Here is a 15619-nt window from a genome sequence, read left to right as displayed (position 1 = left end):
TAGAGGCCACCTTCGGGTGGCCTCTAGTCTATTTATGACCAACCGATTCCAGCTGAAGAGAGTGATTCGTCGTGGCTGAGCAGCGACGCGGAAGGCCGGGCCCCGCTCGCGGCGGGCGCCCGGGCGGCAGCGACCGTCGCAGCAGCGACGGTGGCACCGGCAAGCGGGGCGAGGGCGGCCGGCGCGGCGCGGGAGCAGGCCAGTCCGGTGGGTCCGGGCGCGCCGGGAAGCCGGCGCAGCGGGGTCAGCGCGGCCAGCAGGGCGGTCAGCGGCGTCCGGTCGATCGCAAGGTGGCGAGCGACGAGCGCAGCGCGGCGCAGAAGGTCTACGACGGTCCGCCGCTGCCCGAGGAGATCACCGGCCGTGAGCTGGCGCCCGACGTGCGCGCCCAGCTCAAGAGCCTGCCCGACAAGCTGGCCCAGCGCGTGGCGCGGCACCTGGCGGCTGCGGGAGCCCTCATCGACGACGAGCCCGAGACGGCCTACCAGCACACGCTGGCCGCGCGGTCCCGCGCTCCCAGGCTGGCTGTCGTGCGGGAGGCCGCGGGTGAGGCGGCGTACGCCGCGGGTCACTACGCCGAGGCGCTGGCGGACCTGCGGGCAGCGAAGCGGATGAACGGTGCGACGGCGTACCTGCCGATCATGGCCGACTGCCACCGCGCTCTCGGCAACGCCAAGCGGGCCATCGAGCTCGCCAAGAGCCCGTCGGTGGCCCGGTTCCCCGCGCCGCTCAAGACGGAGATGACGATCGTCGAGGCGGGGGCGCGACGCGACCTCGGCCAGCTCGACGCCGCACTGCGGACCCTGGAGCTCGCTCCGCTCAACAGCAAGAGCCGCGAGTCCTGGGTGGTGCGGCTGCGGTACGCCTACGCCGACACGCTGGAGCAGGCGGGGAAGGAGCGCGACGCGCTGTCGTGGTTCCACCGCACCAACGCCATCGACGCCGAGGAGATCACCGACGCCGCCGAGCGCGCCGCCGCCCTGGAGGCCCGGGTCGCCGACTCCTGAGCGTCGTCGCCGGGGCGGTCGGCCGGCTCGTCAGGGGGCTCCCTCCTCGTCAGGGGGCAGCGGCGGCGGGGTGTCGCGCTCGACGATCACCACGTTGACGGCAGCGATGCCTGCTTCGCGGGTGCCCCACCGGATGCCCTCGCGGAAGGTGAGCTCCAAGCGGCCGACGGTCGCCTCGGCCGGCTCGGTCGCGGTGATGCGGAGCATGACGGAGTCACCAGCGTCCAGCTCACCGGTCGCGCCGTCGGTGACGTGGGTGCAGTAGCCCTCGGGCGCGGTCGTGACGCCCACGGAGCCGCCGCGGCAGAGGACCGGCTCGGCGACCACGTCGCCGTCGACGGCAACCTCCACCTCCGAGACGTGGAGGGTGCGGTCGGCGTCGAGGGTGAGCATCCCGACGTAGACCGGCGTGCCCACGACGCCCGTGGCCTCGGCGGTGCGAGCGGTGACCGGGAGGTCCTCGGGTGTCAGCACGTACCAGGCCGTCCAGCCGCCGGCGACGAGCACGGCGAGCACGGCGGCGGTGACGCGCCGCAGGCGCGTCGGACCCTCTGGTCGGGACCGTCGCCGGACCTCGAGGGAGCGGGACATGGCCGAACGATAGGACAACGCCGCCGTCATTGCTGGCGTGAGCGCATCTCATGCGTCACAATAGGAGACACAACCACACAGACGTCACTTCGAGGGCTCCACGAGTGCTCGACCTGACCTCCGAGGAGAGACCGCTGGGGAAGGCGTAGCTCGCGCCGGAGGCAAGGCAGTAGTCGAGGAGATTCGCGGTGACCACCAACAGTGCAACCAGGGGCGTGTTCTACGTCCACTCCGCACCGTCCGCGTTGTGCCCGCACGTCGAGTGGGCCGTGGGCGGTGTTCTCGGCGTACCCGTGAACCCGCACTGGACGCCGCAGCCGGCGCAGTCCGGCACCTACCGCTGCGAGTTCTCCTGGACCGGCAAGGTCGGGTCGGCCGCCGCGATCGCTTCGGCCCTCCGCGGCTGGGAGCACCTGCGGTTCGAGGTGACCGAGGAGCCGACGTCGGCGACCGAGGGCGCCCGGTTCTCCTACACGCCCGACCTCGGCGTCTTCCACGCCGTCACCGGCATCCACGGCGACATCATGATCCCCGAGGACCGGCTCAAGGCCGCCGTCGTGCGCTCCGCGCTCGGCGAGACGACCCTCGAGAACGAGATCGACAAGCTGCTCGGAAAGCCGTGGGACGACCAGCTGGAGACGTTCCGGCACGCCGGCGACGGCGCCCCGGTGCGCTGGCTGCACCAGGTGGTGTAGCCGCGCGGCCGTCCAGCGCGAGGACGGCCGCGTCGGCCCACCGGGTCGATCTACAGCGGGATGTTGCCGTGGGCGCCGCGGCGGACGCCGACACGGTCGACCGCCTCGACGATCGCGCGGGCGATCGCGGACCGGGTGGCGGACGGCTCGACGACCTCGTCGACCACGCCGATCTCGACCGCCTTGTCGACACCACCGGCGATCCGCTCGTGCTCGGCCGCGAGCTCGGCCTCGACCCGCGGGCGCAGGTCGGGCGGCACCTCGGCCAGCTTGCGGCGGTGCAGGATCCGGACGGCGGCGACCGCGCCCATCACCGCGACCTCGGCGCCCGGCCAGGCGAACACCTTGGTGGCGCCGATCGAGCGCGCGTTCATGGCGATGTAGGCACCGCCGTAGGTCTTGCGGGTGACGAGCGTGACCCGCGGGACCACGCACTCGCCGAACGCGTGCAGCAGCTTGGCGCCGCGGCGTACGACGCCGTCCCACTCCTGACCGACGCCGGGCAGGTAGCCGGGCACGTCGACGACCACCACGAGGGGGGACGCCGAACGCATCGCACATCCGCACGAACCGGGCCGCCTTCTCCGCCGACAGCGAGTCGAGGCAGCCGCCCAGCCGCAGCGGGTTGTTGGCGACCACGCCGACGGTGCGGCCGCCGAGGCGGCCGAGGGCGGTGACGATGTTGGGCGCCCAGCGGGCATGGAGCTCGAGCGCGCTCCCGGTGTCGAGGAGGTCCTCGAGCAACGGGTGCACGTCGTAGGCGCGCTTGGTCGACTCGGGGAGGTGCTCGGCGAGGTCGCGGTCCTCGACGTGGTCGAGCACCAGGCTGCCCTGGCTGCCGAGCAGTGTCGCCAGGTCGCGCGCCCGCTGGAGCGCGTCGGCCTCGGTCTCCGAGACCAGGTGCACGACGCCGGAACGACGTCCGTGCGGCTCGGGGCCGCCGAGCCGGAGCATGTCGACCGCCTCGCCGGTCACCGACCGGACCACGTCGGGTCCGGTGACGAAGATCCGGCCCTCGGGACCGAGGATGACGACGTCGGTGAGCGCCGGGCCGTAGGCGGCGCCGCCGGCGGCGGGACCGAGCACGACGGAGATCTGGGGGATCACGCCGGAGGCCTGGGTCATGACCTGGAAGATCCGGCCGACGGCGTGGAGCGACAGCACGCCCTCCGCGAGGCGGGCGCCGCCGGAGTGCCACAGGCCGATGATCGGCACCCGCTCCACGAGGGCGCGGTGGTAGGCGTCGACGACGACGCCGCACCCGGCGTCGCCCATCGCGCCGCCCATCACGGTGGCGTCGGAGCAGAAGGCCACGACGCGGGTGCCGTCGACGGTGCCGACAGCGGCGAGCATGCCGGAGTCGTCGTCGGGAGTGATGAGCTCCATCGTGTCGTCGTCGAGCAGGGCGCGGAGCCGGGTGACCGGGTTGCGGGGGTCCTGGTCGCGCGGCGGCTTCGCCGGCCGCGGGGCGGCGGGCGGGTGGTCGACGGCGGTCACCGGACGGACCCGAACGCCACGGCGACGTTGGCGCCGCCGAACCCGAAGGAGTTGTTGAGGCCGACGATGTCGCCGTGAGGCAGGTCCCGCGCCTTCGTGGCGATGTCGAGCTCGACCGCCGGGTCCTGGTCGTCGAGGTTGATCGTCGGCGGCGACAGCCGGTGGTGGAGGGCGAGCACGGTGGCGACTCCCTCCACCGCCCCGGCCCCGCCGAGCAGGTGGCCGGTCATCGACTTCGTGCTGGTGACGACGACGTCGGTGGCGTGCCCGCCGAGCGTGGCGTGGAGCATGCCGGCCTCGGCCACGTCGCCCAGCGGCGTGGAGGTGGCGTGCGCGTTGACGTGCGCCACGTCGGCCGGGTCGATGTCGCCGTCCTCCAGCGCCCGGCGGATCGCGCGCGTCCCGCCGCGGCCCTCCGGGTCGGGCTGGGCGATGTCGTGGGAGTCGGCGGTGATGCCGGTCCCGAGCACGACCGCGTAGATCCGGGCCCCGCGCGCCAGTGCGTGCTCCTCCGACTCGAGGACGAGCGCACCGGCGCCCTCCCCGAGCACGAAGCCGTCGCGGGCGGTGTCCCACGGACGCGACACCGTCGTGGGGTCGGCAGGGTTCTTCGACAGCGCCATCATGTTCGCGAAGGCCGCGATCGGCAGTGGGTGGATGGCCGCCTCAGTGCCGCCGGCGACCACCACGTCGGCCCGCCCCAGACGGATCTGGTCGGTCGCGAGCGCGATCGCCTCGTTGCCCGACGCGCACGCTGAGACCGGGGTGTTGACCGCCGCCCGGGCGCCGATCTGCAAGCTGATGGTGGCGGCGGGGGCGTTGGCCATGAGCATGGGCACCGAGAGCGGGGAGACCCGGCGGGCGCCCTTCGCGCGCAGCGTGTCGTAGTTGGACAGGAGCGTCTGCACGCCGCCGATGCCGGAGGCCATGGCGACGCCGACGCGCTCGCCGTCGAGCTCGCCGGCCTCCTGCGGGCCGTCGAGCCCGGCGTCGCGCCAGGCCTCGATCGCCGCGATGAGGGCGAACTGCGACGAGCGGTCGAGACGCCTGGCCCGCACCCGCTCGAGCACCTCGGTGGGCTCGACCGCGGCAGTGGCGGCGATGCCCACGGGGAGGTCGGCTCCGATCCCCGCGTCCGCCCAGGAGGCGAACGCGGCCGAGTCGGCGAGACGTCGTACGCCGGAACGGCCGGCGACCAGGCCGTCCCAGGTGTCGGTCACGTCGCCACCGAGCGGGCTGGTGGTGCCCAGCCCGGTGACGACGACGCGGCGGGTGCGGGTCATGGGGAGTTCCTCGGTCCTGTCGGGATCAGGCGGCGGCGTTGGCGCGCTCGATGTAGGCGACCGCGTCGCCGACCGTGCGCAGGTTCTTCACCTCGTCGTCGGGGATGGTCACGCCGAACTTCTCCTCGGCGGCGACCACGACCTCGACCATCGACAGCGAGTCGACGTCGAGGTCGTCGACGAACGACTTGTCGAGCTGGACGTCGTCCTGGTCGACACCGGCGACCTCGTTGACGATGTCGGCGAGGGCGGCGCGGATCTCTTCGGTGGACATAGGGGTTCTCCTGCTTCTCTGGGTTGGGGCGGGTGCTTCTCGGGTCAGGGGAACGGTGACGACCTGTGCTGCGTAAGCCAGGCCGGCGCCGAAGGCGACCAGCAACGCGAGATCGCCCGGTCGGGCGTCCCCGTCGCTGACCATCCGCTCGAGTGCGAGCGGGATGGAGGCCGCCGAGGTGTTGCCCGCGTCGACGATGTCGCGGGCGATCCGGACGCGCGGCGGGAGCTTCATCGCCCGCGCCATCGCGTCGGTGATCCGGTTGTTGGCCTGGTGGGGGGACGAAGCAGTCGAGGTCGTCGATGCTCACACCGGCCCGGTCCAGGGCCTGCTGCGCGACCTTCGCCATCGAGTACGACGCCCAGCGGAAGACCGCGTTGCCCCTGCATGACCAGGTGCGGCATGACGGGGGCGTCGGAGGCGAGCACGTCGCGCCAGTCCTGGCGGCTGCGGATCAGGTCGTACTGCTCGCCGTCGGACCCCCAGACGACCGGGCCGATCCCCGGCTCGTCCGACGGGCCGACGACGACGGCGCCGGCGCCGTCGGCGAAGATGAACGCGCTGCCGCGGTCGGTGGGGTCGGTGATGTCGGAGAGCCGCTCGACGCCGACCACGAGCACGTAGCGGGCGCTGCCGCCGCGCACCAGGTCGTTGGCCAGCGCGACGCCGTGGCAGAAGCCGGCGCAGGCCGCGGAGATGTCGAACGCCGCCGCCTGGTCGGTGCCGAGCTCGTGGGCGACCGCGGTCGCCGCCGACGGCGTCTGGAGCAGGTGGCTGACGGTGGCGACGACCACGCAGTCGACCTGCCGGGCGTCGACGCCGGCCCGGGCCAGCGCGTCGCGGGAGGCCGCGACCGACATCGAGACCACGGTCTCGTCGGGGCCGGCGATCCGGCGGGTGCGGATGCCGGAACGCTGCTGGATCCACTCGTCGCTGGAGTCGATCGCGTCGACGATCTCGGAGTTGGGCACCACCCGGGCGGGCCGGTAGGCACCGATCCCGAGCAGCGCGGCGTGCGTCGCCCCGGACTCGGTGCGGATCATGCGACGCCCTCGGGGTGCAGCCGGAGCAGGGGCTGGCCGGGGGAGACCAGGTCGCCGTCCTCGACCAGCCACTCGACCACCTGGCCGCCGTGGCGGGCGGTGACCGCGACCTTGTCGCGCAGGCTGGCCACGTCGCCGATCGTGACGCCGGGGGAGAGCAGGTCGGCGGCCGCCGCCTGCTCGTCGCGGTGGAAGACGCCCTTCATCGGCGAGACGACCATCCGCCAGGTCGGGGTGGTGTCGATCGGGGAGACCTCGCCGTGCTTCTCGCAGAAGTCGCGGGCGTCGTCGAGCTGGTCGGGGGAGTCGAGGGCGAACGTCTCGACCGTCATCCCGCGCCCGCGGAAGAACCGCTTGGCGATGCCGGTGAGGGTGCCGGCCGGCGGCATCTCGAGGATGCCGGTCACGCCGAGGTCGGCCATGGTCTCCAGGCACAGGTCCCACCGGACCGGGCGCGCGATCTGGCCGACGATGCGCCGCAGCACCTCCGGGCCGTCGTGGACCACGGTGCCGTCGCGGTTGGAGATGAGCCGCGTCCTCGGGTCGTGCACCGACACCGAGCGGGCGAGCGCGGCGACGTGGTCGACCGCCGGCGCCATGTGGGAGGAGTGGAAGGCGCCGGCGACGGCGAGGGGGCGGAGCTTGGCCCGGGCGGGCGGGTCGGCGGCCAACGCCTCGAGCTGCTCCTGGGTGCCGGCCGCGACCACCTGGCCGGGGCCGTTGTCGTTGGCGGCGACGAGGCCGTGCCGCTCGATCGCCTGCAGCACCTCGTCCCGGTCGCCGCCGAGCACGGCCGTCATGCCGGTCGCCGCGGCGGCGGAGGCGTCGGCCATGGCCCGGCCCCGCTCGCGCACCAGCACCATCGCCTGCTCGGCGGTGATCACCCGCGCGCCGGCGGCGGCGGCGATCTCTCCCACGCTGTGGCCCGTGACCGCGCCGATCCGCTCGAAGGCGTCGGCGGGGTGGGGGGAACAGCTCCAGGGCCGCCACCAGCCCGGTGGCGACCAGCAGCGGCTGGGCCACGCGGGTGTCGCGGATCTCGTCGGCGGTGCCGGTGGTGCCGTAGCGCGCCAGGTCGAGCCCGGCGACCGTGGCGAGCCAGTCGAAGCGGTTGGCGAACGTCTCGTCCGCCAGCCAGGGCGTGAGGAATCCGGGGGTCTGTGCCCCCTGTCCGGGAGCCACGATCACGAGCACCCGTCCAGACTGCCGTGACGACCCGCCCGGACGCGCCTCCGGCACACACGAACTCCCCGACGGTCGCTTGTGGGGTTCCTACAAAGAACCCGCGGCGGTCACCGGGCGCCGAGGCGCCCCAGCGCGAGCGCGATCTGCAGCGTGAGGGCGTCCCGCGGGCGGGACGGGGTGAACCCGGTCAGGTCCGCGACCTGCCCCAGCCGGTAGCGCACGGTGTTGGGGTGGACGAACAGCGCGCGGGCGGTCGGCTCGATGGAGGAGCCGTGGGCGAAGTACGCCGACAGCGTCTCCACCAGCGTCCCCCCGCGCCTCGTCGAGGGGCCGGAAGACCCCGTCGACCACCTCGACGCGTGCGAGCTCGTCGCCCGCGAGCACCCGCTCGGGCAGCAGGTCGGCGCTGCGCACCGGGCGCGGCGCCTCCGGCCACCCGGGCGCGGCGCGCAGCGCTGCTGCGGCCGACCGCGCGGACACGTGGGCGTGCCCCAGGTCGGCCACCACGGGGCCGACCACCACGGGGCCGTCGCCGAACAGCCCGACGACCGCCGTCGCCGCCTTCTCGGCGTCGACGACACCACCCAGGATCACGACCAGGCGGTGCCCCTGCACCGCGCCCAGGGGCGTCCATGCCGCCGACGTGCGCGGCCCGCCGTACGGCGTCGACCACGCCTGCCTCGGTGTGCTCCTCCGGCACCGAGCCCAGGACGACCGCGACGTCGCCGCGCGCCCGCCAGCCCACCGCGCTGGACCGGGAGAGCACCGCGTCGTCGGTCTCGTCCCGCAGCACGGCGTCGACGACGAGCGCCTCGAGGCGGGCGTCCCACGCGCCGCGCACCTCGGCGGCACGGGCGTAGACCTCGGCGGTGGCGAAGGCGATCTCGCGGGCGTAGCGCAGCACGGCGTCGTGGACGTCGGGGGCCACCTCGGGGTCGAGGATCGAGTCGAGGTTGTGCTCGACGACCTCGATCGTCAGCCGGATCAGGTCGACCGTCTGCTGCAACGAGATCGTCCCGGCGAGGGTGCGGGGCGCGGCACCGAACACCGACGCCGCCACCAGTGTGCCCTCCGGCACCTCGTCGCCCCGGGCGTACCAGTCCACGAACCCGCGGACACCGGCCTGGACGATGAGCCCGACCCACGACCGCTCCTGGGCGCCGAGCTCGCCGAACCAGGGCAGGTCGGACTCCATCCGGGTCATCGCGGCGGTGCTCAGCGATCCGGAGGAGCTGCGGAGCTGGCTCACGGCACGCGTGCGGGGGTCCTGGGGCGGCACGTGGCCAGCCTAGGAGTCCCGACCGCGTGGCGAGGAGCCCCGTGCCGTCCCGCGACCCGGCATGGTTGAATTCTCGATCACCCCAGGGAAGGAACCCGATGACCGACGCGGCCGCCGGCGAGGTGCAGGTCGTCACCGTGCACGGCAAGCGCCGGGCGTTCGTGAAGGCCGGCTCGGGCCCGACGCTCCCTCCTGCTCCACGGCCTCGCCTGCGACCACACCACGTGGGACCCGGTGATCCCGCTCCTCGCGGAGCGGTACACGGTGATCGCCCCGGACCTCCTCGGTCACGGGCTCTCCGACAAGCCGCGCGCCGACTACACGCTCGGCGGCTACGCCAACGGCATGCGTGACCTGCTGACGATCCTCGGCATCGACAAGGCGACCGTCGTCGGCCACAGCTTCGGCGGCGGGATCGCCATGCAGTTCGCCTACCAGTTCCCCGAGCGGACCGAGCGCGTCGCCCTGGTGGCGTCCGGTGGCCTCGGACCGGAGGTCACGCCGCTGATCCGGCTGATCCAGGCGCCCGGGTGGGAGGCGGCGATGTCGGTGCTCACGCTGCCGGGGATCCGCCACGCCGAGACCGGCGTGCTGCGCGCCCTCGCCCGCCACGGCGGCGGACCGGCGCGTCGCTACACCCGTGACCTCGACGAGGTCGCCTGCATCCTCGACTCCTGGAGCGACCGGCGCACCCGGTTCGCGATCCGTCACCTGGTGCGCGCGGTGATCGACTGGCGGGGCCAGATCGTCACCATGTCGGACCGCGCCTACCTGAGCCAGGCGATGCCGATGGCCGTGGTCTGGGGCCGCGACGACCAGGTGATCCCTGCGCACCACGCCGAGAACGCCGCCGCGCTGGCACCCGACGCGATGGTCGAGGTGATGGCCGACGCCGGCCACTTCCCGCACCGCGACCACCCCGAGGCGTTCGCGGCGTTCCTCGACCGGTTCATCAGCTCCACCGCACCGGCGAGCTACAGCCGCGCCCGGTTCCGTCGCCTGCTGCGCGAGGGCGAGCAGGGCGACGAGCGCCGGCTGCGGAGCCTGGAGGGCCTGGAGGACACAGCAGCCTCCGCCGGCCCCGCAACCGGCGCCTAGCGTCAGGCGTCGCCGCCCTCCTGCTGGACGCCGGCCACGGCGGTCGGGTCGTCGATGCGGTACTGGCTCGCGGCCTTCTCGACCAGCGCGGGGTCGAGGTCACCGGCGTCGGCCAGGGCCTGGAGCGCCTGGACGACCACCGACTGCGCGTCGATCTGGAAGTACCGCCGGGCCGCCGGCCGGGTGTCGGCGAAGCCGAAGCCGTCGGCGCCGAGCACGCGGTAGTCCTCCGGCACCCACCGCGCGATCTGCAGCGGCACCGCCCGCATGTAGTCGGAGACCGCCACGACCGGGCCGCTGGAGCCCATCAGCTTCTCGGTGACGAACGGCGTCCGCGGCGTCTCGGAGGGGTTGAGCAGGCTCCACTGCTCGGCCGACACGGCGTCGCGGGCCAGCTCGTTCCACGAGGTGACCGACCACAGGTCGGCCCGCACGCCCCACTCCTCGCGGAGCATCCGCGCGGCGTCCTCGATCCAGGGCAGCGCCACGCCGGAGGCCATGAGCCGCACCCGCGGCCCCTCGCCGTCGTCCTGCGCCACCTGGTGGAGGCCGCGCAGGATGCCGTCGACGTCCACGTCCTCCGGCTCCGCCGGCTGGCTCACGGGCTCGTTGTAGACCGTGATGTAGAAGATGACGTTCTCGCCGTTGCCGTCGGGCCCGCCGGTGCCGTACATCCGCTCGAGGCCGCTGCGCATGATGTGCGCGATCTCGTAGGCGTAGCCCGGGTCGTAGTGGACGACCGCCGGGTTGGTGGCCGCCAGCAGCGGGGAGTGGCCGTCGGCGTGCTGGAGCCCCTCGCCGGTGAGCGTGGTGCGACCGGCGGTGGCGCCGATCAGGAACCCGCGGGCCAGCTGGTCGGCCATCGCCCAGATCGAGTCACCGGTGCGCTGGAACCCGAACATCGAGTAGAAGATGTAGAACGGGATCATGTGCTCGCCGTGGGTGGAGTACGCCGACCCGGCGGCCGTCGCGGACGCCATCGCTCCGGCCTCGGAGATGCCCTCGTGCAGCATCTGGCCCTGCGGCGACATCTTGTAGGCCAGCAGCAGCTTGCGGTCGACCGACTCGAACGTCTGGCCGGCCGGGTCGTAGACCTTCGCCGACGGGAACATCGAGTCCATGCCGAACGTGCGGTACTCGTCGGGTGCGATCGGCACGATCCGGCTGCCGATCTCGGGGTCCTTCATCCAGTCGCGCAGCAGGCGGACGGCCGCCATCGTGGTGGCGATCTTGTTGTTGCCCGACCCCTGCTTGAGGTCGGCGTACACCTTGTCGCCGGGGAGCGTCAGCGGCTTCGCGCGGACGTCCCGCTTCGGCAGCGACCCGCCGAGGGTCCGGCGCCGCTCCATCATGTACTCGATCTCGGGGGCGTCGGCCCCGGGGTGGAAGAACGGCGCCGTGCCGGTCTCCTCGTAGGTCGTCTCCAGCTCGCGGTCGGAGATCGGCAGGTAGAGCCGGTCGCGGAACTTCTTCAGGTCCGCCATCGTCAGCTTCTTCATCTGGTGGGTGGCGTTGCGGCCCTCGAGGGCGTCGATCGTCCAACCCTTGATGGTCTTCGCCAGGATCACCGTCGGCTGGCCGACGTGCTTGGTGGCCGCGTCGAACGCGGCGTACACCTTGCGGTAGTCGTGGCCGCCGCGCGGCAGCTTCTCGATCTGCCGGTCGCTCATGTGCTCGACCATGCGGCGCAGCCGCGGGTCGGGACCGAAGAAGTGCTCCCGCGTGTAGGCGCCGTCCTCGACCGAGAACGTCTGGAACTGGCCGTCGGGCGTGGTGTTCATCTGGTTGACGAGGACGCCGTCGACGTCGCGGGCGAGCAGCTCGTCCCACTCCCGGCCCCAGATCACCTTGATGACGTTCCAGCCGGCCCCGCGGAAGTTCGCCTCCAGCTCCTGGATGATCTTCCCGTTGCCGGTCACCGGCCCGTCGAGCTGCTGCAGGTTGCAGTTGACGACCCAGACCAGGTTGTCGAGCTCCTCCCGGGCGGCGATGCGGATGGCGCCCAGCGACTCCGGCTCGGCCATCTCGCCGTCGCCGAGGAACGCCCACACGCGCTGGTCGCTGGTGTCCTTGATGCCGCGGTTGTGCAGGTAGCGGTTGAACCGTGCCTGGTAGATCGAGCCGATGGCGGTCAGGCCCATCGACACGGTGGGGAACTCCCAGAAGTCCGGCATCAGCCGGGGGTGGGGGTAGGACGACAGCCCGGCGCCCGGCCCGTGCTGGACCTCCTGGCGGAACTTGCAGAGCTGGTCCTCGGTGAGCCGCCCCTCGAGGTAGGCGCGGGCGTAGATGCCCGGGAGGCGTGGCCCTGGATGTAGATCTGGTCGCCGCCGCCGGGGTGCTCCCGGCCGCGGAAGAAGTGGTTGAAGCCGACCTCGTAGAGGCTGGCGCTCGACTGGTACGTCGCGATGTGGCCGCCGACCTCGAGCCCCTTGCGGTTGGCGCTCGAGACCATGACCGCCGCGTTCCAGCGGATGAACGCGCGGATCCGTCGCTCGGTCTCCTCGTCGCCCGGGAACCACGGCTCGCGCTCGGGCGGGATCGAGTTGATGTAGTCGGTGCTGCGCAGCGCGGGCACGCCGACCTGGGCCTGTCGCGCGCGCTCCAGCAGGCGCAGCATGACGTAGCGCGCGCGCTCGCGTCCGCGCTCGTCGACGAGGGCGTCGAACGACTCGATCCAGTCCTGGGTCTCCTGGGGATCGATGTCGGGCAGCTGCGTGGGAAGTCCCTCGTGGATCACCGCCGGTGCGGGCTGGCTGGGGGGACGTCGAGGTGGTTGCGGGGTCTCCGGTCACCCCTCAATCGTGGCACTGATCACCCAACCACCAAATCTACCGAGGAGTAGCCGAGACGGTCCCGTCCGGGCGCGCCGCTTGCGCGGCTCGCACAACTCCGCTGGACTACTCCCACCGCACGACGGCTCCGCCGCCGTGACGACCCCGATGCAGCGTGAACTGGAGGCACCTCGTGAGCTCGACCGCCGCCGGCGGATCCGACCAGACAGGAACCGTCAGCCGGCTCGGCTTCAAGCCGGGCATGGTCGTCCAGGAACTCGGTTGGGACCAGGACACCGACGAGGAGCTGCGGATCGCGATCGAGGACGCGATCGACGGCGACATGGTCGACGGTGAGTACGGCAACGTCGTCGAGGCCGTCGTGCTGTGGTGGCGCGACGACGACGGCGACCTCGTCGACGGGCTGTTCGACTCGATCACCGACCTCGTGGGCGGTGGCGTCATCTGGCTGCTGACCCCCAAGGTCGGCCGGCCCAACGCCGTCGACCCCGCCGACATCGCGGAGGCGGCACCCGTCGCCGGGCTCGCACTGACCACCACCGCCTCGGTCAGCAAGGACTGGGTCGCGACCAAGCTGATCGCGCCCAAAACCATCTCCTGAGCAGGGCGTCGGGTGCCCGACCGGACGTTGTAGCGTCGCCCCCATGGGATCGATCTCCACCCGGGCGCGCGATGCTGCGGTCAGCCTGAGGACGCTCACCGAGGCCGGGATCGTCCGGCCCTACGGCCCGCGGACCCTGCTCGGGATGGCCACGACGCTGCGCCAGTGGGGCACCACGCCGGCGGGAGGGTTCAAGACGCTCGCGCTGCGCCAGCCCGACGCGATCGCGATCGTCGACGAGCTCGGCGCCGTCACCTTCGGCGAGCTGCACCGCCGTACCAACGCCCTCGCGCACGCGTTCCGCGCCCGCGGCGTCGGTGAGGGCGACGGCGTGGCGGTGATGTGCCGCAACCACCGCGGGTTCGTCGAGGCCTCGATCGCGGTCAGCAAGCTGGGCGCCGACGTGCTCTACCTCAACACCGCGTTCGCCGGCCCGCAGCTGGCCGACGTCGTCGAGCGCGAGCAGCCGCGGGTGGTCGTCTACGACGAGGAGTTCGCCGACCTGCTGTCGGGTGTGAGCATCGAGGAGCAGGTCGTCGGCTGGACCGACGGCGCGGCGACCCCCGACACGCTCGAGGGCATGATCCGGGACGCGGGCACCACTGCCGACCTCACGCCCCCGGAGCGGACCTCGCGGACGATCATCCTCACGTCGGGCACCACCGGCACGCCGAAGGGAGCCCCCCGGCCGCAGGGCGGCATCCCGGCGGCGGTGTCGCTGCTCTCCCGGATGCCGCTGCGCCGCGGGTGGACCTGCCACATCGCCGCGCCGCTGTTCCACACCTGGGGCTTCGCCCACTACCAGCTCTCGATGCTGCTCGGCACCACGATGGTGCTCCACCGCCGGTTCGACCCCGAGACGGCGCTGCGGCTGCTCGAGGAGCACGACTACGACTCGTTCGTCGTCATCCCCGTGATGCTGCAGCGGATCCTCGAGCTGCCCGAGGAGACGCTCGACCGCCACCCGTTGCGCTCCCCTCAAGGCGGTCGCCTCGTCCGGCTCCGCCCTGCCCGGCGACCTGCCGACGAGGTGGATGGACCGCTACGGCGACCACCTCTACTCCGTCTACGGCTCCACCGAGGTGGCGTGGGCCAGCATCGCCGGCCCCGCCGACCTCCGGGAGGCGCCCGGCACCGCCGGCCACGTGCCCCACGCGACCGTCGTGCGCATCTACGACGCCGACGGCCGCGAGCTGCCCACGGGGGAGACCGGCCGGATCTTCGTCGGCAACCACCTGCAGATCGAGGGTTACACCGGTGGCGGTGGCAAGGAGGTCGTCGACGGGCTGATGGCCACCGGCGACGTCGGCCGGTTCAAGGACGACGGCCGGCTCTACGTCGAGGGACGTGACGACGAGATGATCGTCTCCGGCGGCGAGAACGTCTTCCCCAAGGAGGTGGAGGACTGCATCGCCCGGCTCGACGGAGTCGCCGAGGTCGCCGCCGTCGGCGTCCCCGACGACCAGTTCGGGCAGCGGCTCCGCGCCTTCGTGGCCCGCGCCGACGGCTCCGACATCACCGAGGAGGACGTCAAGGCGCACGTGAAGGCCAACCTCGCCCGCTACAAGGTGCCGCGCGAGGTCGACTTCCTCGACGAGCTGCCCCGCAACGCCACCGGCAAGGTGCTCAAGCGCGACCTGGCCTCCCGGACGGACGACGCATGACGCCCGCCGGCACCTCGACCGGCGCCGCGACCGGAGGCGGCCTCGCCCTCGGCGGCCCGGCGCCCGACTTCACGCTGCGCGACCAGTTCGGGCAGCACACGACGCTGTCGTCGTACCGCGGCAGCAAGGCGGTGCTGCTCCTCTTCTACCCCTTCGCCTTCAGCGGCGTCTGCACCGGGGAGATGAGCCAGGTCCGGGCGCGGCTCGACGAGTTCCTCACCTTCGACACCGAGGTGCTCGCCATCTCCTGCGACCCCATGTTCGCGCTCCGCGCGTTCGCCGACACCGACGGCCTCAACTTCCCGCTCCTCAGCGACTTCTGGCCGCACGGCGAGGTGGCCTCGGCCTACGGCGTGTTCGACCCCGTCCGCGGAGCCGCCCGGCGCTCGTCGTACGTCGTCGACAAGGCCGGCAACCTGACCTGGGCCGTCCACAACCCCGAACCCGTCGGGCGCGACCTCGACGAGCACCTCACCCGGCTCCTCGCCGCAGCCTGACCCGCTCCAACCGCCCGGTCTAGACGGGTCATGCGGAAATCCGGCCGATTTCCCGCAAATCTCTTTTGCGCCGCCCGCCCCGAGCGCTAGAGTTCTACTCGTCGAACCGC

At 72.8% G+C, this 15619-nt stretch carries 11 protein-coding genes and 6 pseudogenes; 8 read left to right on the top strand and 9 right to left on the bottom strand.

All coding sequences use genetic code 11. From position 1 onward, the window contains the following. Nucleotides 1–290 precede the first annotated feature (290 nt). A complete protein-coding gene (locus tag MF408_RS24635; protein WP_240249757.1) occupies nt 291–1007 on the top strand; it encodes a tetratricopeptide repeat protein in 717 nt (238 codons plus the stop codon). A 30-nt stretch (nt 1008–1037) separates the two neighbouring features. Here MF408_RS24635 and MF408_RS24630 read toward each other — a convergent pair whose 3' ends face one another. Continuing rightward, complete coding sequence (locus MF408_RS24630) at nt 1038–1523, bottom strand: hypothetical protein (protein WP_240249756.1); 486 nt, start codon at nt 1521–1523, stop codon at nt 1038–1040. A 263-nt stretch (nt 1524–1786) separates the two neighbouring features. Between MF408_RS24630 and MF408_RS24625 the strand changes: the two genes are divergently transcribed. After that, nucleotides 1787–2293 (top strand): DUF3145 domain-containing protein, encoded by a 507-nt coding sequence (locus MF408_RS24625; protein ID WP_240249755.1) that lies wholly within the window; start codon nt 1787–1789, stop codon nt 2291–2293. 50 nt (nt 2294–2343) lie between these two features. Here the strand turns inward: MF408_RS24625 and MF408_RS27580 are convergent. From MF408_RS27580 to MF408_RS27575, 7 genes and pseudogenes are all read right to left on the bottom strand, one after another. Beyond that, nucleotides 2344–3790: pseudogene (locus MF408_RS27580) on the bottom strand (carboxyl transferase domain-containing protein). Then, a complete protein-coding gene (locus tag MF408_RS24615; RefSeq protein ID WP_240249754.1) occupies nt 3787–5073 on the bottom strand; it encodes a beta-ketoacyl-ACP synthase II in 1287 nt (428 codons plus the stop codon). The pseudogene MF408_RS27580 and the gene MF408_RS24615 overlap by 4 nt, the downstream one beginning before the upstream one ends. A gap of 25 nt (nt 5074–5098) precedes the next feature. Continuing rightward, nucleotides 5099–5347, bottom strand: coding sequence for an acyl carrier protein (locus tag MF408_RS24610; protein WP_240252174.1), 249 nt, complete (start codon nt 5345–5347; stop codon nt 5099–5101). A gap of 48 nt (nt 5348–5395) precedes the next feature. Next, a pseudogene (locus tag MF408_RS24605) lies at nt 5396–6390 on the bottom strand (beta-ketoacyl-ACP synthase III); the annotation flags it as partial. After that, entirely contained in the window at nt 6387–7307 is a 921-nt protein-coding gene (locus tag MF408_RS24600) for an acyltransferase domain-containing protein (RefSeq protein ID WP_240249753.1), read from the bottom strand. The gene MF408_RS24600 and the pseudogene MF408_RS24605, both read right to left, overlap by 4 nt. 375 nt (nt 7308–7682) lie before the next feature. Further along, the gene (locus tag MF408_RS24595) at nt 7683–7877 is read right to left on the bottom strand and encodes a helix-turn-helix domain-containing protein (RefSeq protein ID WP_240249752.1); all 195 of its coding nucleotides are present in this window, start codon (nt 7875–7877) and stop codon (nt 7683–7685) included. Between the two features lie 202 nt (nt 7878–8079). Next, nucleotides 8080–8169, bottom strand: a pseudogene (locus MF408_RS27575) (hypothetical protein); the annotation flags it as partial. Nucleotides 8170–9088: 919 nt separating this feature from the next. Between MF408_RS27575 and MF408_RS24590 the strand changes: the two are divergent. Beyond that, nucleotides 9089–9952, top strand: coding sequence for an alpha/beta fold hydrolase (locus MF408_RS24590; RefSeq protein WP_240249751.1), 864 nt, complete (start codon nt 9089–9091; stop codon nt 9950–9952). 2 nt (nt 9953–9954) lie between these two features. On the opposite strand, the pseudogene aceE reads toward MF408_RS24590, so the two are convergent. After that, nucleotides 9955–12692: pseudogene (gene aceE, locus MF408_RS24585) on the bottom strand (pyruvate dehydrogenase (acetyl-transferring), homodimeric type). Nucleotides 12693–12919: 227 nt separating this feature from the next. Between aceE and MF408_RS24580 the strand changes: the two are divergent. The 5 genes and pseudogenes from MF408_RS24580 to MF408_RS24565 all read left to right on the top strand — a co-directional run bounded on the left by MF408_RS24580 (nt 12920) and on the right by MF408_RS24565 (nt 15509). Then, entirely contained in the window at nt 12920–13348 is a 429-nt protein-coding gene (locus MF408_RS24580; protein ID WP_240249750.1) for a DUF3052 domain-containing protein, read from the top strand. A gap of 43 nt (nt 13349–13391) precedes the next feature. Continuing rightward, nucleotides 13392–14240, top strand: a pseudogene (locus MF408_RS26390) (AMP-binding protein); the annotation flags it as partial. Nucleotides 14241–14355: 115 nt separating this feature from the next. Beyond that, nucleotides 14356–14541 (top strand): annotated as a pseudogene (locus MF408_RS27570) (acyl-CoA synthetase); the annotation flags it as partial. A 96-nt stretch (nt 14542–14637) separates the two neighbouring features. Next, nucleotides 14638–15012 (top strand): hypothetical protein, encoded by a 375-nt coding sequence (locus MF408_RS27565; protein WP_345893815.1) that lies wholly within the window; start codon nt 14638–14640, stop codon nt 15010–15012. Then, the gene (locus MF408_RS24565) at nt 15009–15509 is read left to right on the top strand and encodes a peroxiredoxin (RefSeq protein WP_240249749.1); all 501 of its coding nucleotides are present in this window, start codon (nt 15009–15011) and stop codon (nt 15507–15509) included. Before MF408_RS27565 ends, MF408_RS24565 begins: the two co-directional genes overlap by 4 nt. Nucleotides 15510–15619 lie beyond the last annotated feature (110 nt).

Origin of the sequence: Nocardioides sp. TF02-7 (genome assembly GCF_022437945.1) — a bacterium.
Classification (GTDB): Bacteria; Actinomycetota; Actinomycetes; order Propionibacteriales; family Nocardioidaceae; genus Nocardioides.
The sequence above is the reverse complement of the archived record's forward strand: the minus strand, read 5'-3'. Positions and strand labels throughout refer to the sequence as shown.